24 protein-coding genes, 1 tRNA gene and 2 pseudogenes are annotated in these 24,270 nt (G+C 60.0%); 17 read left to right on the forward strand and 10 right to left on the reverse strand.

Features of this window, described 5'->3' with window-relative positions; all coding sequences use genetic code 11:
• Positions 1-159 precede the first annotated feature (159 nt).
• Positions 160-1,479 carry an OprD family porin gene (locus tag BLR69_RS25220; RefSeq protein ID WP_071494267.1) on the reverse strand — a complete coding sequence of 440 codons (1,320 nt, stop codon included), beginning with the start codon at positions 1,477-1,479 and terminating at the stop codon, positions 160-162.
• A 225-nt stretch (positions 1,480-1,704) separates the two neighbouring features.
• Between BLR69_RS25220 and BLR69_RS25225 the strand changes: the two genes are divergently transcribed.
• The 4 genes and pseudogenes from BLR69_RS25225 to BLR69_RS25235 all read left to right on the forward strand — a co-directional run bounded on the left by BLR69_RS25225 (position 1,705) and on the right by BLR69_RS25235 (position 4,089).
• Positions 1,705-2,037, forward strand: a complete 333-nt coding sequence (locus tag BLR69_RS25225) for a DUF2790 domain-containing protein (protein ID WP_071494266.1) — start codon at positions 1,705-1,707, stop codon at positions 2,035-2,037.
• 196 nt (positions 2,038-2,233) lie between these two features.
• Positions 2,234-2,920 (forward strand): annotated as a pseudogene (locus tag BLR69_RS31600) (PAS domain-containing protein); the annotation flags it as partial.
• Positions 2,921-3,028: 108 nt separating this feature from the next.
• A pseudogene (locus BLR69_RS31605) lies at positions 3,029-3,460 on the forward strand (methyl-accepting chemotaxis protein); the annotation flags it as partial.
• 53 nt (positions 3,461-3,513) lie between these two features.
• Positions 3,514-4,089 (forward strand): flavin reductase family protein, encoded by a 576-nt coding sequence (locus tag BLR69_RS25235; RefSeq protein WP_071494264.1) that lies wholly within the window; start codon positions 3,514-3,516, stop codon positions 4,087-4,089.
• Positions 4,090-4,095: 6 nt separating this feature from the next.
• Here BLR69_RS25235 and BLR69_RS25240 read toward each other — a convergent pair whose 3' ends face one another.
• A complete protein-coding gene (locus BLR69_RS25240) occupies positions 4,096-4,905 on the reverse strand; it encodes an AraC family transcriptional regulator (protein WP_071494263.1) in 810 nt (269 codons plus the stop codon).
• Between the two features lie 140 nt (positions 4,906-5,045).
• Between BLR69_RS25240 and BLR69_RS25245 the strand changes: the two genes are divergently transcribed.
• Together BLR69_RS25245 and ddlA are read left to right on the forward strand one after the other, a co-directional pair.
• The gene (locus BLR69_RS25245) at positions 5,046-5,684 is read left to right on the forward strand and encodes a LysE family translocator (RefSeq protein WP_071494262.1); all 639 of its coding nucleotides are present in this window, start codon (positions 5,046-5,048) and stop codon (positions 5,682-5,684) included.
• Positions 5,685-5,728: 44 nt separating this feature from the next.
• Entirely contained in the window at positions 5,729-6,823 is a 1,095-nt protein-coding gene (ddlA, locus tag BLR69_RS25250) for a D-alanine--D-alanine ligase (RefSeq protein ID WP_071494261.1), read from the forward strand.
• Here the strand turns inward: ddlA and pgeF are convergent.
• The 5 genes from pgeF to BLR69_RS25275 all read right to left on the reverse strand — a co-directional run bounded on the left by pgeF (position 6,813) and on the right by BLR69_RS25275 (position 11,202).
• On the reverse strand, positions 6,813-7,538 hold the full coding sequence (gene pgeF, locus BLR69_RS25255) for a peptidoglycan editing factor PgeF (RefSeq protein ID WP_071494260.1): 726 nt from the start codon (positions 7,536-7,538) through the stop codon (positions 6,813-6,815). The genes ddlA and pgeF overlap by 11 nt on opposite strands.
• A 27-nt stretch (positions 7,539-7,565) precedes the next feature.
• Positions 7,566-9,383 carry a gamma-glutamyltransferase gene (gene ggt, locus BLR69_RS25260; protein ID WP_071494259.1) on the reverse strand — a complete coding sequence of 606 codons (1,818 nt, stop codon included), beginning with the start codon at positions 9,381-9,383 and terminating at the stop codon, positions 7,566-7,568.
• 36 nt (positions 9,384-9,419) lie between these two features.
• Positions 9,420-10,199 (reverse strand): PhzF family phenazine biosynthesis protein, encoded by a 780-nt coding sequence (locus BLR69_RS25265; RefSeq protein ID WP_071494258.1) that lies wholly within the window; start codon positions 10,197-10,199, stop codon positions 9,420-9,422.
• A gap of 183 nt (positions 10,200-10,382) precedes the next feature.
• Positions 10,383-10,459 (reverse strand) — tRNA-Met (locus BLR69_RS25270).
• Between the two features lie 191 nt (positions 10,460-10,650).
• Positions 10,651-11,202 carry an RNA polymerase sigma factor gene (locus BLR69_RS25275; protein ID WP_071494257.1) on the reverse strand — a complete coding sequence of 184 codons (552 nt, stop codon included), beginning with the start codon at positions 11,200-11,202 and terminating at the stop codon, positions 10,651-10,653.
• Between the two features lie 261 nt (positions 11,203-11,463).
• Here BLR69_RS25275 and BLR69_RS25280 point away from each other — a divergent pair, with 261 nt between their 5' ends.
• Genes BLR69_RS25280 through sctU form a run of 11 tightly spaced genes read left to right on the forward strand, consistent with a single transcriptional unit; the run spans position 11,464 to position 21,571 of the window.
• Positions 11,464-12,522, forward strand: a complete 1,059-nt coding sequence (locus BLR69_RS25280) for an HrpJ domain-containing protein (RefSeq protein WP_071494256.1) — start codon at positions 11,464-11,466, stop codon at positions 12,520-12,522.
• A complete protein-coding gene (gene sctV, locus BLR69_RS25285) occupies positions 12,519-14,612 on the forward strand; it encodes a type III secretion system export apparatus subunit SctV (protein WP_071494255.1) in 2,094 nt (697 codons plus the stop codon). The genes BLR69_RS25280 and sctV overlap by 4 nt, the downstream gene beginning before the upstream one ends.
• Before the next feature lie 10 nt (positions 14,613-14,622).
• Positions 14,623-15,522 (forward strand): FHA domain-containing protein, encoded by a 900-nt coding sequence (locus BLR69_RS25290; RefSeq protein ID WP_071494293.1) that lies wholly within the window; start codon positions 14,623-14,625, stop codon positions 15,520-15,522.
• Between the two features lie 8 nt (positions 15,523-15,530).
• A complete protein-coding gene (locus BLR69_RS25295) occupies positions 15,531-16,877 on the forward strand; it encodes a FliI/YscN family ATPase (protein ID WP_208527878.1) in 1,347 nt (448 codons plus the stop codon).
• The gene (sctO, locus tag BLR69_RS25300; protein ID WP_076955289.1) at positions 16,864-17,292 is read left to right on the forward strand and encodes a type III secretion system stalk subunit SctO; all 429 of its coding nucleotides are present in this window, start codon (positions 16,864-16,866) and stop codon (positions 17,290-17,292) included. Before BLR69_RS25295 ends, sctO begins: the two co-directional genes overlap by 14 nt.
• A complete protein-coding gene (locus tag BLR69_RS25305) occupies positions 17,289-17,750 on the forward strand; it encodes a type III secretion system HrpP C-terminal domain-containing protein (protein ID WP_071494252.1) in 462 nt (153 codons plus the stop codon). The genes sctO and BLR69_RS25305 overlap by 4 nt, the downstream gene beginning before the upstream one ends.
• Entirely contained in the window at positions 17,744-18,757 is a 1,014-nt protein-coding gene (locus BLR69_RS25310; protein ID WP_071494251.1) for a FliM/FliN family flagellar motor switch protein, read from the forward strand. Before BLR69_RS25305 ends, BLR69_RS25310 begins: the two co-directional genes overlap by 7 nt.
• Positions 18,754-19,407, forward strand: a complete 654-nt coding sequence (gene sctR / locus BLR69_RS25315; RefSeq protein ID WP_071494250.1) for a type III secretion system export apparatus subunit SctR — start codon at positions 18,754-18,756, stop codon at positions 19,405-19,407. The genes BLR69_RS25310 and sctR overlap by 4 nt, the downstream gene beginning before the upstream one ends.
• Positions 19,408-19,414: 7 nt before the next feature.
• Positions 19,415-19,678, forward strand: a complete 264-nt coding sequence (gene sctS, locus BLR69_RS25320) for a type III secretion system export apparatus subunit SctS (RefSeq protein ID WP_071494249.1) — start codon at positions 19,415-19,417, stop codon at positions 19,676-19,678.
• 10 nt (positions 19,679-19,688) lie between these two features.
• Positions 19,689-20,477, forward strand: coding sequence for a type III secretion system export apparatus subunit SctT (gene sctT / locus BLR69_RS25325; RefSeq protein ID WP_071494248.1), 789 nt, complete (start codon positions 19,689-19,691; stop codon positions 20,475-20,477).
• Positions 20,474-21,571 (forward strand): type III secretion system export apparatus subunit SctU, encoded by a 1,098-nt coding sequence (gene sctU / locus BLR69_RS25330; protein WP_071494247.1) that lies wholly within the window; start codon positions 20,474-20,476, stop codon positions 21,569-21,571. The genes sctT and sctU overlap by 4 nt, the downstream gene beginning before the upstream one ends.
• On the opposite strand, the gene BLR69_RS25335 is transcribed toward sctU, so the two are convergent.
• The 3 genes from BLR69_RS25335 to sctC are packed head-to-tail and all read right to left on the reverse strand — an operon-like array spanning position 21,572 to position 24,269.
• Positions 21,572-21,922 (reverse strand): transcriptional regulator, encoded by a 351-nt coding sequence (locus BLR69_RS25335; protein ID WP_071494246.1) that lies wholly within the window; start codon positions 21,920-21,922, stop codon positions 21,572-21,574.
• Positions 21,923-21,933: 11 nt separating this feature from the next.
• Positions 21,934-22,137, reverse strand: coding sequence for an HrpT family type III secretion system protein (hrpT, locus tag BLR69_RS25340; protein WP_071494245.1), 204 nt, complete (start codon positions 22,135-22,137; stop codon positions 21,934-21,936).
• A complete protein-coding gene (gene sctC / locus BLR69_RS25345; RefSeq protein ID WP_071494244.1) occupies positions 22,134-24,269 on the reverse strand; it encodes a type III secretion system outer membrane ring subunit SctC in 2,136 nt (711 codons plus the stop codon). Before sctC ends, hrpT begins: the two co-directional genes overlap by 4 nt.
• Between the last annotated feature and the right edge of the window lies 1 nt (position 24,270).

Here is a 24,270-nt window from a genome sequence, read left to right on the forward strand (position 1 = left end):
TCCAAAGGAGCTACACAAAAGCCGCAGAGATGAGATGTGTTCGGTGTGCAGTGTAGAAAGTGCAACTTAACAAGAAGGTGAGACCCATATTACAGTTCTGACAGACTTCAACCTGTGAAGAGATGTAGTGCATCGGCAAGTGAATGTAATTGGCCTACCTTAAAGCACCGCAATTGGATACTCGATAATCAGCCGAACTTCTTCCAAGTCTGACTCAAATGCACTTGAGCGCACGGTTGCCTGGCGCAGTCGCAGTGATAAGTCCTTCAAGTTTCCACTTTGCACCACGTATTTGGCCTCGATATCCCGCTCCCAGCGGCGTTGATCGGTCAGTGGGTTGCCGGCTGCATCGCGACGCATGTACACCGCGTTGGCGTTGCTGTAGTCGGCGCCGGTGCCTTTGCCGTAGCGAGTCATGAACGACAGGCCGGGGATGCCGAATGCCTGCATGTCCAGGTCGTAGCGCACCATCCACGAGCGCTCCTTGGGCGAGTTGAAGTCGCTGTACTGGATCGAGTTGTTGAGGAAGATCGAGTCTGACTGGCGCAGGTAGTCGAAGTCGTCATCGCCGTTGTTGCGCTGGTGGGACAGGGCCAGGCTGTGGGCGCCGACCTTCACCCCGAGCCTGGCGCTCCAGATGTTGTTATCGAATTCACCGAGCTTTTTCTGGCCTTCGTCCACCGCCTTGTAATAGTTGACGTCGCCGAACAGCGAGACTTCTTCAGCCAGCGGATAGCTGGCGGCGCTGCCGAGGTAGTACTGGTCCCAGGCGTCTTTCAAGCGGCTGCTGTAGAGGCTGACGCTGAGGTGTTGGTTGACGGTGTAATCACCGCCGAAATAGCCGATCCAAGGTGAGTCGACGGGCCCGGCGTAGAAGGTCGCGAAGCCTTTGTTCATGCCGCTTTCGCTCGGCTGGCTCATGCCGCTCAAACGGCCGCCTTGCAGGGTCAGGCCCTCGAGGCTGGTGTTTTGTGCGGTCACGCCACGAAAGCTTTCCGGCAACACGCGTGAATCGCCGTAGGCCACGACCGGGGTCAGCGGGAATACGTCGCCGGCCTTGATGACGGTATCCAGCACGCGCAGTTTCGCGGCACCGCCGACTTTACTGTAGGTGTCCTCGGGGTGGTTTTCGCTGTCCACCGGCAGCACGCCGAACGAGCCTTTGCCGCCGCTGCGACCGGTGCCCGAGTCCAGCTTTATGCCGACCATGGCGAACGCATCCACGCCAAAGCCCACGGTGCCCTGGGTGAAGCCGGACTCAAAGCGGCCGGTCAAACCCTGCGCCCACGCCTCTGAATAGCCATTGCCGGTGGGGCTGGACTGGCCTTTGCGATCATCGCGGTTGAAGTAGAAATTACGCGCCAGCACATTTAGCCGGCTGCCTTCGATAAAACCCTCGGGCGGGTCCTCCACGGCCACGGCAGCCAGCGGGAAAGCGGCGCACAGTGAAAGGGGAAGGCTGTAAAGACGGATACGCATGGTTCGCTCCTGGTTCTTGGCAGTTTCAGCTTCTTATGAGAGTGGGCGTTCTTATTGATCTGGCCCGGGCTGATAGTTGCAAACCACAGATAACGAAGAAGTGGCGCGAAGATTACAATTCTGGAAGCTCACACTTATCTAACAAATAAGTAATGTTCTGGTGAAGATTGCGTCAGGGTCAGTTGGTTAGTCTGCGCACTGAATCTTTCAGTCGAGGAACTAATCATGAAACTTTATAAAGTCGCGCTGGGTGTTTTAACTGCAGTCTTGTCGTTCGGTGCGCTGGCTGAAGGTGGGGGGGACCGTACGTTCGCACTGATGATGGAGCGCAACGAAAAAGCCATGGCCGACTACGCCGCCAAAAAGGGCAAGCCGGCGCCCGAGGTGCAGGCCTATCGCTACGGCATGAAGCTGGACATCGCCACGGTGGTCAACGTCACGCCGCCGATCCGCTCGTGCAACCCGGTGCCGTCGCGCATGACCTATGAAGACTCCAACGGCAAGCTCAATACCCTTGAGTATCAAGTGATGGGCGTGTGCCGAAATAACGGTGGCTGATGGATCCAAAAAAATAGTTGGGCCAGGGCCGGAAGACCGCTTAAGAAAATGCCAGCAGCGCCGATGCAGGTCAGATTCCTCTCCCTCATTTGACCATCGGTGCCCCATGTTCAACACCCGTTTGAAGCAGGAGCTGTCGGCTCTTCGCGAAGAATTGTCCAGCTTGAATCAGGTCAAGGAGAGCCTGGAAAGTGAAATGCTGTGCCTGACGCTGGACGCCGAAGGCCGGGTGGAATGGGCTAACGCCAACTTCCTACAAGAGTTGGCTTACCAGAGTGGCCAACTGCTGGGGCGCGCGATCGAAGACCTGGAGCCGGCCCACGTGCGCAGGGATGAGTTCCAGCAACGCTTCAAGAACGCCCTGGTGCGCGGCGAGCATTTCGCCGGCACCGTGCGCCTGATGCGGGGCAATGGCCAGGAAGCCTGGCTGCGCTCGATTGTGCAGCCGGTGCGCAGTTCCGATGGGCGCATCAAGCATTTTTCGATCTATTCCAGCGACCTTACCCGCACCATCGAAGCCTCCCGCGAGCATGAAAACCTCATGAACGCCCTGGTGCGCTCTACCGCAGTAATCGAGTTCGACCTCGGCGGGCACGTGCTGACCGCCAATGACCGTTTCCTTGGAGGCATGGGTTACAGCCTGGCGCAGATTCAGGGCAAACATCACCGGATATTCTGCGAGCCGGAGGAATACAACAGCACCGAGTACCAAGACTTCTGGAAGCGCTTGAACGCCGGTGAGTTCGTTGCGGCCCGCTTCAAACGGGTCGACAGCCATGGCCGTGTGGTGTGGCTGGAAGCCACCTATAACCCGGTGCTGGACGCCAATGACCGGTTGTACAAAGTGGTCAAGTTCGCCACGGTCATCACCGATCAGGTCAACCAGGAGCAGGCGGTCGCGGAAGCGGCGAACATTGCCTACAGCACCTCGCTGCAAACCGACAACAGCGCCCAGCGTGGCACCACCGTGGTCACTCAGGCGGTGGATGTGATGCGCGACCTGGCCAAGCATATGCAGCAAGCCGGTGACGGCATCGAGGCGCTGAACGCCCAGTCCCAGGTGATCGGCACCATCGTCAAGACCATCAGCGGCATTGCCGAACAGACTAACCTGCTGGCGCTCAACGCCGCCATCGAAGCGGCGCGTGCCGGTGAACAGGGACGAGGTTTTGCGGTGGTTGCCGATGAAGTACGGCAGTTGGCCTCGCGCACCAGCAAGGCCACCGAAGAGATTGTCGGCGTGGTGCGTCAGAACCAGGACATGGCCCGCGACGCGGTTGCCCTGATGACCGACGGACGCCTGCAAGCCGAACAAGGCCTGGCGCTGGCGGCCGAAGCGGGCACGGTGATCGTGGAAATCCAGGACGGTGCGCAGAAGGTGGTCAGCGCGGTGGGGCAGTTCGCCAACCAACTGTCGAGTTGAGCGTAGGGCTTCAGGTATCGTAGGGGCTTTCTTGCATGAAGAGCCGATCGTCCATGAGCCCTACCCACCGTCGCCCCGTCCCACTGCCCAAGGCCTACCGCTTGCTCAACCACGGCCCTACGGTGCTGGTGAGCGCTGCCCACAACGGCCAGCGCAATATCATGGCCGCGGCCTGGGCCATGCCGCTGGATTTCGAACCGCCGAAAGTGGCGGTGGTGCTGGACAAGGCCACCTGGACCCGCCAACTGCTGGAAGGCGCCGGCACTTTTGTGTTGCAGGTGCCTTGCGTGGCGCAGGCCGATCTGGTGCAAACCGTCGGTAACGTCACCGGTGCCGACACCGACAAGTTTGCCGCTTACGGCCTGCAAACATTCAATGGCGAATACACTCAGGCGCCGCTGCTGGAAGGCTGCGTGGCCTGGCTGGAATGCCGACTGTTGCCCGAGCCGCATAATCAGCAGACCTACGACCTGTTCCTCGGCGAAGTGATCGCGGCCTATGCCGACGAGCGCGTGTTCAGCGAAGGGCACTGGCATTTCGAGGGGCATGATGAATTGCGTACTTTGCACCATGTGGCGGGCGGGCATTTTCTCAGCATCGGCCAGCCGATTGATGGGCACGCGCTCTAAGCTTTGTCAGCGCCCGAGCATCTTCACCCAGCGCGACGGCGGCATACCGTAGGTGCTGCGAAATTGCCGGGTCATGTGGCTCTGGTCGGTGAAGCCGGCCGTCATCGCCGCGTCCACCAGCGATTGGCCCTGGGCCAGCAGGCTGCGCACCAGGTCCAGGCGGCGCATGGTCAGGTAGCGATAGGGGCTGGTGCCGAACAGCAGGCGAAAATCCCGCGACAAGGCCCAGCGATCGCGACCGGCGTGGTCGGCCATTTCATCCAGGGTGATGCTACGGCCCAGGGCACTGTGGATGAATTCGCGGGCGCGCTCGGCGGCCACGTAGTCGAAGGTCTTGCGGCTGATGATCCCGCCCGAGACGTTGTTCAGTGCGTGGGCCAGGTCGAACAGGGCGTCCTGTTCCTGCAATGGGTCGATGGGGTTGTCGAGGTTCTGCAGCAGCACTTCGCTGGCGCGGAACAGCCTGGGATCGGTGGACAGGCCGCCCGGGATAAACGGCAACGGCTTGCCGCCGAGGATCTGCTGGATCAGCGAGGGCTCGACGTAAATCATCCGGTATTTGAAGCCCTCGTCGCTGCCGGCGTGACCGTCGTGGGTTTCATCGGGGTGAAGCACCATGGTCGTGCCCGGCACGCTGTGGATCATCTCGCCGCGATAGTGAAAGCTCTGCACGCCGGTCAACGTACGCCCGATGGCGTAAGTGTCATGGCGATGCGGGTCGAAGGCGAAACCGGCAAAGTACGCTTCGATACGGTCCAGGCCACTGGCATGGGGCGCGCGGTGCAGCCAGTCGAGGGTGGCGGTGGGTTTGCCCATGGTGAGGGGTCACAAAAAAGAGAGGGAAATACGTTAACCCAGTCTGCATCCCTTGTCTGCCGGGGTCTTGTACGATTGTGCAGGGCTGGGCAGCGGCCTATGATCGTCGCTCGTGCCTCGCGCTGATGGAGCTGCCTACCATGGTTTTTCTCAACCCTGCCTATGTGATGCCCCTGGTTTCGCTGGCCTTGCTGTGGACGGTCGCGGTGGTCACGCCCGGCCCCAACTTCTTCAACACGGCGCAATTGGCCGCCAGTTGTTCGCGCCGCCATGGTGTGGTGGCATCCGCCGGAGTGGCCACGGGTACGATCATGTGGGGCCTGGCGGGTGGCCTGGGCATCAAGTCGCTGTTTACGGCGGCACCGATGCTGTACCTGGCGTTCAAGATCATCGGCGGCTGCTACCTGATCTACCTCGGGTTGAAACTGTTCAAGCGCTCTTCACCGAGCATGAGTCAGAACGTGTTGCCGGACGAAGCCCGGCGCTCGTTGTTTTCCGCATGGCGCTTGGGGTTGCTGGGTAATTTGTCCAACCCCAAGGCCGCCTTGTTTGTTGCCACCATCTTCGCGTCAACCATGCCGCCTTCGCCGTCGCCGATGCTGCTGACCCTGGCGGTGATCACCATGGCCACCTTGTCGTTCAGTTGGTATTCCAGCGTAGCCCTGGTGTTTTCCAGTGAGCGCATGGCCAGCCTCTACAGTCGTTCGCGCAAGTGGCTCGACCGCTTTGCCGGTGGCTGCTATGTGTTGTTCGGAGCACATCTGGTAGCGAATCGCTGACGGCCCGTGGTAAGAAGCCTTACGTTCAACAGTGAGGTCGGGTCATGGGCAAGTTGCGGGTAGGCATTATTTTTGGTGGCCGTTCGGCTGAGCACGAAGTGTCGTTGCAATCGGCGCGCAATATCGTCGATGCGCTCGACCGCTCGCGCTTCGAACCGGTGTTGATCGGTATCGACAAGGCCGGGCACTGGCACCTCAACGACACTTCGAACTTCCTGCTCAACCAGGAAAACCCAGCCTTGATCGCCCTCAACCAGTCCAACCGTGAGCTGGCGGTGGTGCCCGGCAAGGCCAGCCAGCAACTGGTGGAGACTTCCGGCAGTGGCCTGCTGGAACATGTCGACGTGATCTTCCCTATCGTGCACGGCACCCTCGGTGAGGACGGCTGCCTGCAAGGCCTGCTGCGCATGGCCGACCTGCCTTTCGTGGGTTCCGACGTACTCGGCTCGGCAGTGTGCATGGACAAGGACATCAGCAAGCGCTTGCTGCGCGATGCCGGGATTGCCGTCACCCCATTCATCACCCTGACCCGCAGCAATGCGGCGCGTACCGCCTTTGATATGGCAGTGAGCAAGCTCGGCCTGCCGATGTTCGTCAAACCGGCCAACCAAGGCTCATCGGTGGGCGTGAGCAAAGTCGGCGACGAAGCCGAGTACCACGCAGCCGTCGAACTTGCGCTGGGCTTTGATCAAAAAGTGTTGGTCGAGTCGGCGGTAAAAGGCCGTGAAATCGAATGTGCGGTGCTGGGCAATGAACACCCCATCGCCAGTGGTTGCGGCGAGATTGTGGTGAGCAGCGGTTTCTATTCCTACGACAGCAAGTACATCGACGACCAGGCCGCCCAGGTGGTGGTGCCGGCCGATATCAGCCATGAAGCCAGCGAGCGTATTCGTCGGTTGGCCATCGAGGCCTTCGAGGTGCTGGGCTGTTCCGGCCTGGCACGGGTCGATGTGTTCCTGACCGACGATGGCGAAGTGCTGATCAACGAAATCAACTCACTGCCCGGTTTTACTCGCATCAGCATGTACCCCAAGCTGTGGCAGGCGGCGGGCATGAGCTACAGCGAACTGGTGAGCCGGCTGATCGAGCTGGCGCTGGAGCGGCATGCGGGGCGCAAGGGGTTGAAGATCAGTCGGTGATGCGAGCAATCCACGAATAAATCAGTGTCTTCACTTCCTCTGGGTGATGCGTCCTGCGGCGGTAGCTGGCAAAGGTGGGGGAGGTGCAGTAAGTGCACACCTCACTCACCTCGATTTGTTCACGCCGGATGCCGGCCGCTTGCAGCAACATCACGCCATACCCGCTCAAGTCAAACCACGCGCTTCCTGCTTGCCTGGCGTGGGGCGGTGCAATTTGCGGGGGCAATAATGGTGCGGGTTGCGCTGCGCTCCACGGCGCCCGCCCGGTTGACCACAGGTGTCCCTGGTCAGCCTGGAACTGCGCAACAAAGCCCTCGCTCACCTCATAGCAGCACTGTTTGATCGACGGTCCGATCGCCACGCGCAACTGGTCGACTGCAATCCCTGCGTCGGTAAAACGCTTGATTGCATTGGCGATGATCCCGCTTTGCAGCCCCTTCCATCCTCCATGCACCGCAGCGACCTTTTCGCCGTTCTGCGCGGCAATAAGAAGGGGCAGGCAGTCAGCGGTGATCACAGCGATGGGCTGATGCTCACCTGTGCACACCCCGTCCGCCTCAACGGTGTTGGGCACCTGGTCGGCCTGCCACTCGATCACCGAAGCGCTGTGCACCTGCTTGCAGATGAACACCTCATCCGGGCGCAGCGGATCATTGATCGAACAAAAACCGTGGTCGACGCCTGGGATGGCGCCGAGATTGTCTGCCTGTTGCACGAGCGCTTTCTCCGTTGATTGAAGTGTTCAGTCGCCGACCGCTTCGCCTTCACGCCGAGGGTCGGCGCCGCCGCTGAGCGACACCTTGCCCTTAGCATCCCGCGTGCGAACGATGGCCTGGATGCCGCTGGTCATGTCGATCTCGCTCAGGGCATGCCCTTTGTCTTTGAGTGCCTGTTTCAGCTCGGGGCTGAACAAGCCGGCCTCCAGCTCGGTGGCGCCATTGCGACTGCCGAAGTTCGGCAGACTGATGGCCGCTTGCGGGCCAAGTTGCCAGTCAAGCATCGCCACCAGGGACTTGCTCACGTACTCGATGATTTGCGAGCCGCCGGGCGAGCCGAGCGTGGCCAGCAGCTCGCCGCTCTTGCGGTCGAACACCAGGGTTGGCGCCATGGCCGAACGTGGGCGCTTGCCGGGCTCGACGCGGTTGGCCACCGGCTGGCCATTTTCTTCAGGGATAAACGAGAAGTCGGTCATCTGGTTGTTGAGCAAGAAACCCTGGACCATCAGATGGGAGCCAAATGCCGCCTCAATCGTGGTGGTCATCGACACGGCGCCACCCAGGTCATCCACCGCCACCACTTGTGAGGTGGAGATGCGCAACGGCGAGCGGTCCGGCGCATAGGCCACCTGGATACCTGCCGGTACGCCCGGCTTGGCGATGCCCATGCTGCGCTCGCCGATCAACGCCGCGCGCTTGGCCAGGTATTGCGGTGCGACCAGACCCGCGACCGGCACGGGCACGAAGTCCGTATCGGCGACGTAGAGCCCGCGATCAGCAAAGGCCAGGCGACCGGCTTCGGCCAGCAGGTGCACGGCTTCGGGCGTTGGTTCAAGGCCGGCAGGCGATGCGCTTTTCAGCGGTGGCATTGCTGCGATGTCCCGGGCTTGCAGCGCCTGCAAGGTGCCCAGGATTTGCGCGACGGCGATCCCGCCCGACGACGGCGGTGGCATGCCGCAGACTTTCCACTGCTTGTAATCGGTGCACAGCGGCGTGCGCTCCTTGGCGGTGTAGTCCTTCAGGTCCACCTGGGACAGGCTGCCCGCGTTGCCATGGCCCTGCACCTTGCGTGCAATCTCATCGGCAATCGGCCCTTGATACAGCGCGTCCGGCCCTTCCTTGGCGATGCGTTTGAACACATTGGCCAGCGCCGGGTTTTTCAACACGGTGCCGGTGGCTTTCGGCGTGCCATCCGCGTTCAGGAAATACGCCGCCATGTCGGGTGACTGCACAATGTACCGGTCAGCCGCGATCAGGCTGTGCAGGCGCAGAGAAATCGCAAAGCCCTGTTCTGCCAGGCGGATCGCCGGCTCGAACAGCGTGGCCCAGTGCAACCGGCCGGTCTTCTTGTGCGCCATTTCGAGCGCACGTAATACCCCTGGAGTACCGACTGAGCGTCCTCCAATCTGCGCCTCTGGAAATGCCATCGGCGTACCGTCGCTGCGCAGGAACAAACGCTCGGTAGCCCCGGCCGGCGCGGTTTCACGGCCGTCATAGGCGTGTACGTTTTTCCCGTCCCACACCATGATGAACGCACCACCACCGATGCCGGAAGACTGCGGCTCCACCAGGGTCAATACCGCCTGCATCGCGATCGCCGCATCGATCGCCGAACCGCCCATGCGCAACATCTCGCGCCCGGCCTGCGCCGCCAGCGGGTTGGCCGCCGCGGCCATATGGCGCTCGGCGTGTTGAGTGGTGAGGTCGGTGCGATAACCGGAGCCCAGCTCCGGTGCCGGTGGCTGTTCGTTGACAGGGGTATGGCAGGCAGCCAGGGCAAAGGCTGCGGCAATCACCGACAGTTGACGGCGGGAAATCGAAAGCACGCGCTGAACTCCGTTCATTTTGAGAATGATCTGTTGTCCTTGAGGTACTGCTGTTTACAGGTAAATGGTGCCTTTCAGGTAAAGCGCCGCGTGGCCGGAAATGATCACGCGATCACCCTTGAACTCGCAGCGCAGTTGACCACGGCGCTTGCCGCCCTGTTCGGCGGTCAACAGGTTCTTGCCCAAGCGCTCAGCCCAGAATGGCGCCAACGACGTGTGGGCCGAACCGGTCACCGGGTCCTCATTCACACCCACATTCGGCCCGAACCAACGGGAGATGAAATCAAACCGCGCGCCTTTGGCCGTGACGGCAATGCCGCGTTTGGGCAGGCCCTTGAGGCGGGCGAAGTCCGGTGTCAGTGCGGCGACTTGCGCTTCGTCGTCCAGCAGTACGATGTAGTCATCGGTGCTGAACACGTCAGCCTGTTCAATGCCGAGCGCGCTCAACATGCCATCAGGCGGCTCGCAGGGTTGCGGTTGCTTGGCGGGGAAGTCCATCGCCAGCTCATCGCCATTGCGTGTCACCCGAAGTTCGCCGCTGCGCGTGGCAAAGCGCAACACCTCTGGCGCATCTGCCAGTTGGTGAATCAACACCCACGCCGCTGCAAGCGTGGCATGGCCGCACAGGTCCACTTCGACTTCGGGGGTAAACCAGCGCAGTTCGTAGAAGCCGTCGCGAGGTACAAAATAGGCGGTTTCGGAAAGGTTGTTTTCGGCGGCGACGGCTTGCAGTTGCTCATCGCTGAGCCACTTGGTGAGCGGGCAGACCGCTGCCGGGTTGCCGCCGAAGGGGGACTGGCTGAAAGCGTCGACTTGGTAGATGTCCAGTTTCACCGTGGAGCACTCCGCGCGTAGAAGGGAGGCTGGACACTAACAGCGGGTCAAGAGGGCGTCAAAATACAGATGGCGCCTTTTTTCGGACGCAAGTGCGCCGCTTGTAACCGCAATACCATCGCCCCAGCACTTTTTGCCAGGCATAAAAAACGGCCTACCTTTCGGTAAGCCGTTTTTAGTACTTGGTGGCTACACAGGGACTTGAACCCCGGACCCCAGCATTATGAATGCTATGCTCTAACCAACTGAGCTATGTAGCCAAGTGGCGCGCATTATTCGCGCAGAACGGCAATGCGTCAAGTATTTATTTTGAATTTTTATCTGCGCTTTCAACTGTTTAAGCGAAATCACCGGATCGGGCGACGAGTGGTTCGCGATTCACCCGTCTGCACCGCCAGAAAGGCCTGATCACGTTGGGCAGATATCCCTGCCGCCCAACGTGGGTCTGGCTTTAGGGATACTTCGAGTTGTGGGTGGCACGTTTAAGCTGTTCGCGCGCCCGTGATAGGCGTGATCGAACCGTCCCGATCGGAATGTCTAGTGCGTCGGCGGTGTCCTGGTAGCTGCCGTCAGTTTCCAGTGAGGCGTACAGCGTCTTGCGCATTTCTATCGGTAGGTGGTCTATGGCGCTCAAGGTTTTCTCCAGGCGCCGATTGATTTCAAATTCCCAGTCCAGGTTTTGCGTGTCTTCCTGGCCATGCCACAGCGATTCATCGAATTCGCAATGCACGGGTTTGGCATACAGGCGTCTGAAGTGGTTGCGTATGAGGTTTTGCGCGATACCGCACATCCAAGTGCTGAGCGTGGCATTCCCGCTGAAACGTTCACGGTTGCGCCAGGCTTCCAGGTAGGTCAATTGCAGAAGGTCGTCTGCATCTTCGGGGTTGAGTACGCGCTTGTGAATGAAGCGCCGAAGTTTTTTTTGCTGGTCGTCTGTCAGGTGAAGCATGAATTGAGGCGAGCTGCCAACCAGGTGCGCTAAAGCTTCAATAGGGATATTCATGGATTTTTCCTTGGAGTAGACGCAGTCGAAAGGTGTCGACGAGAACCCCGGTTGCACTGGCTGTGCCAGGCGGAAAAAACTCATAAGATATTGATTTATATACATAAATATCTTGTATTGATGCGATTTTGTGCAAGGGTTTGCATAGAGCGTTGCAAGCGCGTGCAAGTCTTTTCAAATGTGCAGTCGGCCGTTTGTTGATGGAACTGTTTGGGCAGGTCTTGCCACACAGGGAAACATTCCTCCTGTTCAGGTCCAGTCATGGTTGATTTCCCTTCCGAACTGCAAAAGATCCACCCCGGGGATCGGACAAGCATCAGCCAACCCTCAACACCTGCTACTGCTGTTGCTGGCCCGGTTACCGATGACCTGGCTCTTCTGTTCAACGAGGAAGTGGTAGCCAACAGCCGGGCGCTGAATCAGCGGCCGCTCATCCTGCCTGTGGCATCGGTTCAGATACTCAGGCAGCTTTATAACCAATTGGGTCATCCCGCCAAGAAGACCTTGGCAATGGCCACATTGCAGTTCAAGCAGCATCTGCAAATACGTGCCGATGTTGGTGAGTTGCTTGAGGTTTGCGCAGGCGACCCCACGCTCACCTGTCTTGTGCTCAAGAATGTGGAGGCCCAGGCGGGCGCGGAAGCAGCGTTGGCACGCGATGCACGCATCAAGCTGGAGGCTAGGTTCGCAGGACAGATCCAGGCCGGTCTGAATACTGCGGTTGCACTTGAGGAGGGCTGTCCCGACCTGCAAGAGCGTCTGGCGGTGCGAATGCGCTATTACACCTGTGTGGTTTTGCACCAATCCCTGGCGAAGATGTTGCAGGAGCTGCTGGATCTATTCGGTGTCGATCGGTTTTCAAAAGGGCTCAAGGTGATGCAAAAAGCCTTGGCGGACGATATCGCGGCGAAGGTGCCATCATTGCCCCCGGCGCATTTGCGTACCTTGCTCCTGGGCCTGCAAAGCTGTTGGCAGTTGAGTGGAGTATTTGCCCTGTGCCAGGCATTGATCGAGCGTCTGAGGATAGAGCGCGTTACGTCGAAGCTGATGCAGCGCTTGTTGGGTTACACCACTACAGGCATGGACTCCCATGAGTTTCAACAACTCTTGGAGGAACTGGACGCGGGCAGCCAACTTAGCCGCACCCTGATAGCCCTCAATGCCATTTACTCGGTATTCAAGAAGTTCCCTCTGGCGTTGTGGTTTGACCACCGGACACGTGAGGAGCTTCTGCACAACCTGTTGGTAAGAGCGGGGGAACTCACGCAAATGGAGCGTGAGTACCTGCAAGCCACAGCAACGCCGGAGACTTTTGCGTGACTGCGCTTTCGGCCATCAACCGTTTTTTGCTGAAAGTCGCGCAGCGCGCCGAAGTGCTGGGCGCCGTGGTGGTGATGGCCATCGTGTTCATTTTCATCGTGCCGCTGCCCACCTGGTTGGTGGATATTCTGATCGCGCTGAACATCTGCATCTCGTGCCTGTTGATCGTATTGGCGCTGTACCTGCCAGGGCCACTGGCGTTCTCATCGTTCCCATCGATTCTGCTGTTGACCACCATGTTTCGCCTGGCACTGTCGATTGCGACCACGCGTCTGATCCTGCTGGAGCAAGACGCTGGTGACATCGTCGAGGCCTTCGGTAATTTCGTGGTCGGCGGAAACCTGGCCGTGGGCATGGTGATCTTCCTGATCCTGACCCTGGTCAACTTTCTGGTCATCACCAAAGGCTCGGAGCGAGTGGCTGAGGTGGCGGCGCGTTTCAGCCTGGACGCGATGCCCGGCAAGCAAATGTCCATCGACAGCGACTTGCGCGCCGGCCTTATCGACGGCATGCAAGCAAGGGACAAACGGGATCAGTTGTCCCGTGAGAGTCAACTGTTCGGGGCCATGGACGGTGCGATGAAATTCGTCAAGGGCGACGCTATCGCAGGCCTGATCATTGTCGTGGTCAACCTGTTGGGCGGCTTCGCCACAGGCATGTTCCAGCATGGCTTGAGCGCTTCCGACTCTATCAGCCTGTACTCGGTGCTGACCATCGGCGACGGCCTGATCGCGCAGATCCCGGCGCTGCTGATTTCTCTCACGGCCGGCATGATCATCACCCGCGTAGCGCCGGATGGCCGCAAGGGCATCACGAACATGGGCGCCGAAATTGCCCGGCAGATGACCAGCGAACCCAAGAGCTGGATGATCGCTTCGGTAGGGATGCTGGCCTTTGCGGCTGTGCCTGGCATGCCCACCGTGGTATTTATCCTCATAGCGTTGGTCACTGGCAGCCTGGGGTATTACTTGGTGCGACAGCGCCAGCGGCTGGAACAACCCAGCGCTGAAGCTGCAGAAGCGGTGCGCCCGGAAGAGAACGGTCGTGAGGACTTGCGTGGGTTTGATCCTTCAAGGCCGTACCTGTTGCAGTTCTCTCCAGTGCTGCGTGGGACGCCTGAGGTGACCGATCTTATTCACGCGATTCGCCAGGCGCGAAATGCGCTGGTCGCCAATATCGGCCTGACATTGCCACCGTTCGAGGTGGAACTCGATGACACGCTGGCCGACGATGAAATGCGCTTTTGTGTGCACGAAGTGCCAATGGTCAAGGCCTCGGTCGTCAGCCTGGTTGCGGTTGAGCGCAAGGCGCTCACGGTTGAGCCGGCTCACGCCATACCGGGGCAGGCGGAGCGCGATGAACAGGAGTGGCTCTGGTTGGCGCCGGATGATCCGCTGCTCGATGATCCGCTATTGGAGCGCTTCACCGCGGCGAGCCTGATCGTAGAGCGCATGAAACAGGCGATGATGTTCAGCGGGCCACAGTTCCTGGGGATCCAGGAGAGCAAATCGATCCTCAGCTGGCTGGAGCAAAACCAACCGGAATTGGTCCAGGAACTGCAGCGGATCATGCCGCTGTCGCGGTTTTCGGCGGTGTTGCAACGCTTGGCCAGTGAAGGTGTTCCGTTGCGGGCGGTGCGGCTGATTGTCGAATCACTGATCGAGTACGGCCAGCATGAGCGTGAACCGGACGCACTGGCTGACTACGCGCGCATTGCGCTCAAGGCGCAGATCTACCATCAGTACCGCGAAGCCGACGGCCTGCAGGCATGGCTACTGTCGCCGCAGACCGAAAACATCCTGCGTGAGGCATTGCGCCAGACCCAGACCGGCGTGTTCTTCGCACTCGACGAAGAGCATAGCGCGGCGTTGATCAACCTGCTCAATCAAGCCTTTTCCGCGCGCCCCAAATTCAAGAGCGTGATGCTGGTCGCGCAGGATTTGCGCAGCCCTCTGCGCACGTTACTGGTGGAAGAGTTCAATCATGTGCCGGTGCTGTCTTTCGCCGAGCTGGGTAGTACTTCCAAGGTGAAGGTGTTGGGCCGCTTTGACCTGGGCCAGGACGAATTGATGCGCGGTGCGGTGGCATGAGGGCTTGATGATGTTCGAGTTACGCGTGCTTGATGGACTGCACCAGGGGGCTGCACTGCCTTTGTTTGGGGAGCAGTGGAGCATCGGTGCCCAGGGCGATGCAGACTTGGTGCTCAACGATGCAGGCATCGCCGAGCAGCATGCAAGGCTGAGGCTCATAGACGCGAACTGGTCGGTGCAGGCCGAAGCCGGGTTGTTACGTGGCGCTGATGGTCAGGTGCTGGCCCAGATCGCCTGCCTGGCGCTCAATGGCGTCTTTTGGGTGGGGGGCGTGCGGCTGTGTGTCAGCTTGGCCGACGAGCCCTGGCCTCAATCACCCGCCCCTGCACCGGTAGCGCCGCCCGCGCTCAATGAGCCGGCGCGGGAACTCACGTTGTCGGCTATCTCCCATTCCCAGCAAAAGCGCCTGATCAGCCTGGTGCTGGCGATAACGGTCATTTTCATCGTGGTGGGCATGGCGTCCACCGGGGACCCGGAGGCCAAGGCGTCCTTGAGGCCGCCAGTGGTGCAGAAGCAGGCGTTGGCCTCACCGTTCGAAGTGCGCCAACAGCTGTTGAAGATGCTCAACGAACGCGAGTTGGGCCAGCGAGTCAACTTGCAGGTGATCAATGGCCAGGTCGCGCTCGATGGCGACGTATCCCAGGATGATGTAGCGATGGTGGCGCGCATGCTCAACCGTTTTGGCGAGCAATATGACAGCGCGGTACCGGTGATCAGCCGTGTGCGCGTGCGCGATGCAACCTTGCCGTTCAAGATTGTGCAGATTGTGGGCGGGCCCAATGGTCATGTGGTCCTGGAGGAGGGCAGCCGGCTGTTTATCGGCGATGAAGTGGATGGCCTGCGCCTGGTGCTGATCGATAACAGCAAAGTCGTGTTCGATGGGGCGCAGCGTTATGAGGTGCGCTGGTGAGTACGCAAATGCAAGCGCGTCTCGACGCCTGGCAACAGCGTCAGGCGCAGTCGTTGGCGACTTTCGCGCCCGTGACAATGCGTGGGCGCATCCAGCGCGTCAATGGCATGTTACTGCAGTGCCGACTGCCCCAGGCGCGTATCGGTGATTTATGCCAAGTGGAGAAAAAGCCTGGCGACTACATGCTCGCCGAGATCATCGGTTTTGATCAGCAGGATGCTGTGCTCAGTGCCCTGGGTAACCTGGAAGGCGTGCGGGTGGGCGCCGGCGTCGAGCGTCTTGGGGTGTCACATCGGGTACAGGTCAGCGAAGCATTGCTGGGTCAGGTGTTGGATGGTTTCGGACGACCGATCGCGGGAGACGGTCCCAGCGCCTTTGTTGAGGCCGATTTGCCGGATACCAGCGCAGTATTGTGTGAGGCACCGTTGCCCACCGAACGGCCACGGATCAACCGTGCGCTTGCCACCGGGGTACGCTCGATCGATGGCCTGCTGACGCTGGGCGAAGGCCAGCGTGTGGGCCTATTCGCCGGTGCGGGTTGCGGCAAGACTACCCTGTTGGCCGAGATCGCCCGAAACGTGGAGTGCGATGTCATCGTGTTCGGCTTGATCGGTGAGCGGGGCCGTGAGCTGCGTGAGTTTCTCGATCACGAGTTGGATGAACAGCTGCGCTCCAAGGCGGTACTGGTGTGTGCCACGTCCGATCGCTCCAGCATGGAGCGAGCCCGTGCGGCATTTACGGCAACCGCTCTGGCTGAAGGTTTTCGCCGCAAGGGGCAACGTGTGTTGCTGCTGATCGACTCCCTGACGCGTTTCGCCAGGGCGCAGCGTGAAATCGGCCTGGCCGCTGGCGAACCCCTTGGCCGCGGCGGCTTGCCTCCGTCGGTCTACAGCCTTCTACCGCGGCTGGTAGAGCGCGCCGGGTTGACCAATGAGGGCGTGATCACGGCGATCTATACGGTGCTGATCGAGCAGGACTCCATGAATGACCCGGTGGCCGATGAAGTTCGCTCGCTGCTCGACGGCCATATCGTGTTGTCCCGCAAGCTGGCTGAGCGCGGGCACTACCCGGCGGTGGATGTGCTGGCGAGCTTGTCGCGGATACTGAGCAATGTCGCCGAGCCTGCGGATATCCAGGCGGGTACCGCGTTGCGACGGTTGTTGTCGGCCTATCAGCAGATCGAACTGATGCTCAAGCTGGGGGAATACCAGCCAGGCAGTGATGCCTTGACCGACCTGGCAGTGGACAGCCGCCAGGCCGTCGATGGTTTCCTGCGTCAGGACTTGCGTGAGCCTTCTCCGATGGCAATGACGCTGGAGCAACTCAAGGAGCTGACCGCTTATGTCCCATTCTGACGAGCTGCTAGGTGAAGTCGAAACGCTGCGGCGCCTGCGCCGCCATCGGGCAGACCGCGCCGAGCGCGCCCTGCGTGAAGCGAAGCGGGCCCAGCAGGCCCTGCTTGCACATATCCAACAGGCCCAGGACACCCTTGAGCAAACCCGGCAGGAAGAGGCCCGGCAGAGTGCTCGTTTGCTCAGCCAGCATCAGGGCCAGGTACTGAGCCTGCAGGCCCTGAAATCCTGGGGCGCGCAGGAGCGCGGTTTGTCTGCCAATACCCAGCGGAATATCGGGCAGTTGGAGGTTTTGCGGGGCCAGCAAGAAGAGAAGCAAGCCTGTGTCGGCAGTGCCCAGAAACAGGCCACTGAATGCCTGCGACAAGTGGAAAAACTTCAGGAGTTATCCTTTTTACTGGTGCAGGAGTCGGTATGACCCAGGTTTCAGATAAACCCGCTGAACGTCCACGGGGGCTTGAACAACGAGAAGAGCGTGAGCCCGGAGCAGGAGGCGTCGTGCCTGTGGAGTTGACGCGGTTGTTCAACCAGATGTGGGCTGAGGACGGTGAGGGCTCAGGCGGGGGCGCTTACCTATCGAGATCAAAGTCACTGGGCGGTGCCGCGATGATCGAGGCGCTTGCCGAACAGCTGGCGACGCGTCTGCAGGGCGCCTCGCAGTGGCCGCTTCAGGCGGTGTTCCACTTGCCTCGTCTGGGGCGAATCAATGCCAGTGTGCACCGCGAGCAGAGCAGTTGGAGTATCGATTTGGAGGCGCAAGAGGAAGCGACGGCGCGATGGCTCAGCGGTATGCGGCAACAATGTGAGGATCGCTTCGCACGCATGCTGGGACAGCCGGTCAGCGTGTTTTTACCCGATGCCGGCTGCGCATGCTAGTGCCGTTGCTGACATTACCTACGGTCAATGGCAACACAGTTGCTGCCCGACGCAGGCTGGGGCGTGGCCTGTGCATGCCGTTTCAGGTAGCCGGGCAGCGAGGTCAGCTGAGGCTCGAACCTGGGCGTGCCCCGGCACGTGGTGAGGTGGCGTGCTTCGATACGGTGTATGGCGTACTGGCGCTGGCCGACGCGGGGCCGCTGCTCAGCCTGCTGGGTGAGTGTCCTGTGACGCTGGCTCCGTCGGGCAACGATCCGGACTCCTGGTTTTGGACGTTGTTCCAGTATCACCTGAGTCCTCAGGTAAAAGCCCTGCTGGGTAATATTCGCTTGCTGGAGACCAAACCCTCCAAGGCGTTTGGCTGCCGACTTAGTGTGACCCTCGGGCAATCCCGGGTCGAGGGGTATATGTGGATGAGCGCCGAGAGCTTCCTGGCATTTTGCGACGCTGGGCTATGGCGTGCCACGGCCGGGCCGTTGCCCGCGTCGTTTCGGTTGGCGATTGCGGTGCCCCTTGGGCACTTGCAATTACCGATCGCCCAAGCACGCAGTCTGCGCACTGGGGATGTGTTGGTGCTTGAGCAGACCTTTTTCCACCCCCAGGGCAGTGGCCATGTCCAGGTTGGCAAACAGCGACTGCATGGGTGCATTGGCGATGACAGCGGGCCGTTGTGCCTGATCCTAACTTCAATCGAGGAGACGTCTGTGGACGAAGAATTTATAGCCCCCCACTACGCCGGGGATGAGGGCGATGAGCCTGTGATGGACGTATTCGGCCACGAGCCGTTCGATGAGTTGAGCATGGCGCTGAACGTACGCTGCGGCACGTTGAACCTGACCCTGGGCGAGTTGCGCAACCTCGCGCCAGGCGCGGTGCTGGGCATTACCGGTTACGCGCCAGGCACGGCTGGGCTCTATTACGGTGACCGACCGCTTGGTCAGGGGCAGTTGGTGGAAGTCGATGGGCGCCTGGGGTTGCAACTCTCCCGCGTGATGTTCGACCGATGACGTTTCAGGGGGTGGACCCCTTAATCCTGGCCTTACTACTGGCAACGTTGTCGTTGATGCCCATGCTGTTGATCGTCTGCACGGCGTTCCTGAAGATCGTGATTGTGCTGATGATCACCCGCAACGCCATTGGTGTGCAGCAGGTGCCGCCGAGCATGGCCATCAATGGCATCGCGCTTGCGGCCACGCTGTTTATCATGGCGCCTGTGGGGTATGAAGTCGCCGAGAACGTCAAAGCGTCGCCGCTTGACCTGAGCAGCGTGCAAACGTTCTTGCAGACCGGAAATGAAGCCATCAAACCGTTGCGTGCCTTCATGTTGCGCAACATCGATCCGGATGTGCTGACACACCTGCTTGAAAACACCGCACGCCTGTGGCCGGCGCAGATGGCCCAAGAGGTGCAGCGCGAGGACTTTATCCTGTTGATCCCGGCGTTCGTGTTGTCGCAACTGCAGGCGGGGTTCGAGATCGGCTTCCTGATCTATATCCCCTTCATCGTCATCGACTTGATTGTCTCCAACCTGCTGTTGGCGCTGGGCATGCAAATGGTCTCGCCGATGACCATTTCCCTGCCGCTCAAATTACTGTTGTTCGTGCTGGTGTCCGGTTGGTCACGGTTGTTCGATAGTCTGTCCCTCTCTTATCTCTGAGTGGTTTATGGAACCCATCGTGCTGTTCAAGCAAGGCATGTTGCTGGTGGTTGTGCTGTCGGCACCGCCGTTGATCATAGCAGTGGTGGTGGGCGTGATGACGTCCCTGGTGCAGGCGTTGATGCAGGTGCAGGACCAGACATTGCCCTTCGGCATCAAGCTGGTGGCGGTGGGGATCACACTCATCATGACCGGCCGTTGGATTGGCGTGGAGTTGATCCAGCTGATGAACCTGACCTTTGACATGATCGGCCGGTCGGCCTTGAACTGAGACCCTGCCCATGCAGCTCTATCTCGAGTATTTGCCCAGCCTGGTGATCGGCATGGCGCGCATCTACCCTTGTGGCATTTTGGTCGCGGCGTTCTGTTTTCAGCATATAAAGGGCATGCCGCGCCATACCATCGTGATGGTGTTGGCCTTGATGCCTGCACCGGGTATCCATGCGGCGCTGGCGGGACAGGATTACTCCTCGATGCTGCTGATTGCGCTGGTGCTCAAGGAAGTGGCTCTGGGCGTTTTACTGGGCGTGCTGCTATCGATGCCGTTCTGGATGTTTGAGTCCGTGGGTGCGCTGCTGGATAACCAGCGCGGCGCCTTGGCCGGTGGTCAGCTCAACCCGTCGCTGGGACCGGACGCGACGCCGATCGGGCACTTGTTCAAGCAACTGGCGATTTTCCTGCTGATGGCGAGCTTGGGGTTGGGCGCGTTGACCCAAGTCATCTGGGACAGTTACCTGATCTGGCCACCCACTGTGTGGTTCCCGTTGCCGGCGGCGAATGGCATGAGTGTGTTCATTGGTCTGTTGGGTGACACCTTTACGCACATGATGCTCTACGCTGCGCCGTTTATTGCGGTGCTGTTGTTGCTGGAGTTCGGCATCGCTCTGCTGGGGGTCTACAGCCAACAGTTACAAGTGAGTACGCTGGCGCCACCGGTAAAGAGCCTGGCGGGGATTGGTATTCTCTTGCTCTACTACGCGCTGTTGCAGGACCTGATCGTCGGGCGCATGGGGCTGTTGGGCGATCTTAAGCATTCAGTGGGGCTGTTGATCAAGGTCGCTATCCCATGAGTGACTCCGGCGAAAAAAAGCACCCGGCGTCTGCCAAGAAGCTGCGTGACCAGCGCAAGAAGGGCCAGGTTGCCCAAAGCCAGGATGTGGCAAAGCTGGTGGCGTTGACGGCCATCAGCGAAATTGCCTTGTTCACCGCCGAGAGCAGCCTGCAACGCTTCCAACAATTGATGCTGCTGCCGATGTCACGCCTGGCTCAGCCCTTTGCGCGAGCGTTGGAGGAGGTGTTGTTTGAAGGGATGGTGGTTTTTTTCTCATTTGCCCTGTTGATGGCCGGGGTGGCGATCGCCGCCAAGCTGATCAGCAGTTGGATGCAGTTCGGATTGCTGTTTGCACCGGAGACCCTGAAGCTGGATTTCAATCGCCTCAACCCGATCAGCCAAATCAAGCAAATGTTCTCGGCCCAGCAGTTGATGAACTTGTTGATGAGCGTCGCAAAAGCCTGCCTGATCGCGTTGATTCTGTATGTGGTGATCTGGCCCTCATTGGGCACGCTGATCAATTTGGCCACCAGTGATCTGCAGAGTTACATCCTGGCGTTGATCGCGTTGTTCCGTCACCTGTTGCATGTCTGCCTCGGCATGCTGCTGGTGCTGGCGCTCATCGACCTGATCATGGCGAAGCACTTTTTTGCCAAGCGCATGCGCATGACCCAGGTGGAGGTGGTCAAAGAGTACAAGGACATGGAAGGCGACCCCCATGTAAAAGGCCAGCGGCGCGCACTGGCGCAACAATTGGCCCAGGAGGAGCCGAAGGTCAAGCTGCCCAAGCTGGAAGAGGCCGATATGCTGGTGGTCAACCCGACGCACTTTGCTGTCGCCTTGTATTACCGTCCCGGTAAAACCCCGCTGCCCTTGCTGGTCAGCAAAGGTACGGATGCAGAAGCCCGTAAACTGATCCATCGCGCCAAGGTTGCCGACGTACCGGTGATCCAGTGCGTGTGGCTGGCCCGTACGCTCTACACGAGAAAGCTGGGTGCCAGTATCCCCCGCGAAACCCTGCAGGCGGTTGCAGTGATTTACCGCACCTTGCGTGAGCTCGATGATGAAGCCAAGCGCGAAACCCTGGAGTTGCCGGAGCTTGAGCAACGTTGATCAGCGGATTCTATCTGCGTCCAAGGTTTGCAGATTGGCCAGCGACAGCAGCCGGCTGAGGACTCTGTCCACAGTACTGTGGGTTGTGGGCAGGGCGTGCCAGATCACCAGAGCGTCTTGGTCGTCGACGTAGATAAAACAACCATCGAACGCCAGCGCCTGCTCAAATCGCCTTTCCAACACCCGCTGCAATTGCCCGGCCTGCACTGCTTCGCGAGCGATCTTCAGTGCCAGTCCCGGGCGGTTTCCAGCCTGCAGTGCGCAAGCGCTGATACCGGGTGCCAGGGACAGGTGAGCGGCAGTGCCGCTCACCAGGTTATCCAGAAATACCTGGCGTTGATCGTCAGGCATTCGCTGGCGATTCATCGTTCCAGTGACACGGTCTGGTAGTCCGCACGCTCGCCGGCGGGGCCGGGTTCGACGCGCATCGATGAGGGCCACCAGATCACCATCTTGTCTTTGGTCGATTGTGGGCGTGAGCACGAATCACCTTTGCAGGTGGGCGTACAGCCGCTGACGAGCAATGCTGCACCGATCAAGATGATGGGTAACGGTCTGTATTTCATGGCATGGCCTTCTGAGCGGGTGTGATCAAGGAGGGGCGGGGCACACTGAGGTGTTCATCCTTCACTACGGGGCGCATGGCGACAAATACCTCGGCCTCTTCGCCCGGCTTGAGCCAGGCGCGCGGCCACACGGTGACTGCCAGTGTCTGCGAGTTGCTGCACTCTTTCTCGTCGATACGGACGTTACGGTTGAACTGGTTGCGCAATACCACGACCGCCACGTTGTATTCCGGGCCTGCGTACCACTGGCTGCGCTCTGTGTTCAGTGACAGCAGGTCGCGGGTGCTGCATAGGGTGTTCAGCCCCAGAGGCATCGGTGCCGCCTTGAAAGCCTTGGGGACTTCCCCGCTGACCAGATGCGCCAGGGTGGCGGTGATGTCACTGCGTTTTATGACGGGCTGATGGGGGGCGTAGCGTCTGGCCAGCGGTGCCAGGGCCGCTTGCAACTCGGCTTGATCGGCTTGCGGCAAGTAGCGCGACGAGTCGTCCTGGTCGCCGATGACGCGTGGGGTGAGGATGAACAGGCGTTCACGGCGATTGTTCTGGCGTTCGCTCGAGGAAAACAATGCCTTGCCCAACAGCGGAATATCGCCCAATAGAGGGACCTTTCTTTGCCTGTCGGCACTTTCAGTGACATGGAAGCCGCCAACCACCAGCGAGCGCTTTTCCGCCATCACGGCCTGGGTGCTGACCTTGCCCCGGCGTACATCAAGGTGGTTGGGATCAGGGTTGCTCTCGTCGAAATTGCCATCTTCAATGTCCACGGCCAAATGGATCTGGTGACTGCCGCGACTGGTGGTAACCCTGGGGATCACCTGGAAACTGGTGCCCACGGTGACCGGCAAAATGGTTGCGTATTCACTGCCGCGAGTGAGGTACTGGGTGCGGTTGAAGTCGATTACCGCTGGTTGGTTTTCCAGGGTGAGCACCGAAGGGTTCGAGACCATGGTTGCCAGTCCCTTTTCTTCGAGCGCGCGTATGTCGGCGTAGAAGCGATCGCGGTGTTCAATCGACAGCTGCGACGAGGTCCCGGGTGCCATGTTGACGCCACCCCGGAAGCGGCTGTTCTGGAAACTCCAGTTCACCCCGAATTCGCGCAGCTGCGTACGCTCGATATCGAGAATGATCGCATCGATTTCGATCAGCTTGCGCGCGACATCGAGTTGGTTGATCAGCTCGCGGTACATGGCCTGGCGTTCAGGCAGGTCATAAATAAGCACCGCGTTGTTGCGCACATCGGCTTCGACGCGTATTCGACCGCCGGACACCGGTGCTCGCGGGGTCAGTGCCGGCGCTGCGTCCACGTGTCCTGTGTGGCCGTTGGCACCGAGTATCTGGCCCAGCAGCGGGTTTCCCAACCGCGGCACATTTGGCGTGAGAGGGGCTGGCTGGGATGTTGGGCGTTGGAGCTGTCCTGTGAGCGTCGAAGCGGAACGCGGTTCCAGCAGCCCGCGTAAAATGCTGGCGACCCCAGGCACATTGAGCTTTTCGCCACGGTAATCCACCTGGCGGTCCCCCGCATTGGCGAACTTCAGTGGGTAACTGAGCACGCTCTGTTTCTCATCTGGTGAGCGGCGTTGGCTGCTGAAGTGCTTGATCTGTTCGATGTAACGCTTGGGACCGGAGACGAGTACCACACCGTCTTCCGGTAACTCGCCCCAACCGAAACGGCTGTCGAGCAGGCCAATATCGCTGAGCGCCTGCTTGAGGTCCGCTATCGTCTCTGAAGAGACCTCCAGGCGCGCGGACTCCTGCTGGTCCAGCGTGCTGACGAATAGGGTGTTGTTGTACAGATACCACTGAAAACGATGCTCGACGGCCAGCCTGTCCAGCATGGACTGCGGGGTATTCGCGCGGATCTTGCCGTTGACGTTGCCTTCCAGCAGGCCTTCGATTTGCAACTGTGTGCCGAAGGTCTGAGCGAAGTCTTCAAGCACGTCCCTTAGCGGTTTGTGCTCTGCCTCATAAGCATAGGCGGTGTTCTTCCACTCGGCGGGAATGGCAGCAAAACTGTTGTGCGCCGGAGCGAGCACACAGGCCAGTGCGATCAGGCATCGCCAACCTGCACGTCGAAGTGAAATTTCAGGCGGGTTTACGCGCAAGCTGCTGCGCTTGTGGTGTTTGTTATACATG

The sequence above is a fragment of the Pseudomonas azotoformans genome (genome assembly GCF_900103345.1).
In the GTDB taxonomy this organism is placed as follows: domain Bacteria; phylum Pseudomonadota; class Gammaproteobacteria; order Pseudomonadales; family Pseudomonadaceae; genus Aquipseudomonas; species Aquipseudomonas azotoformans.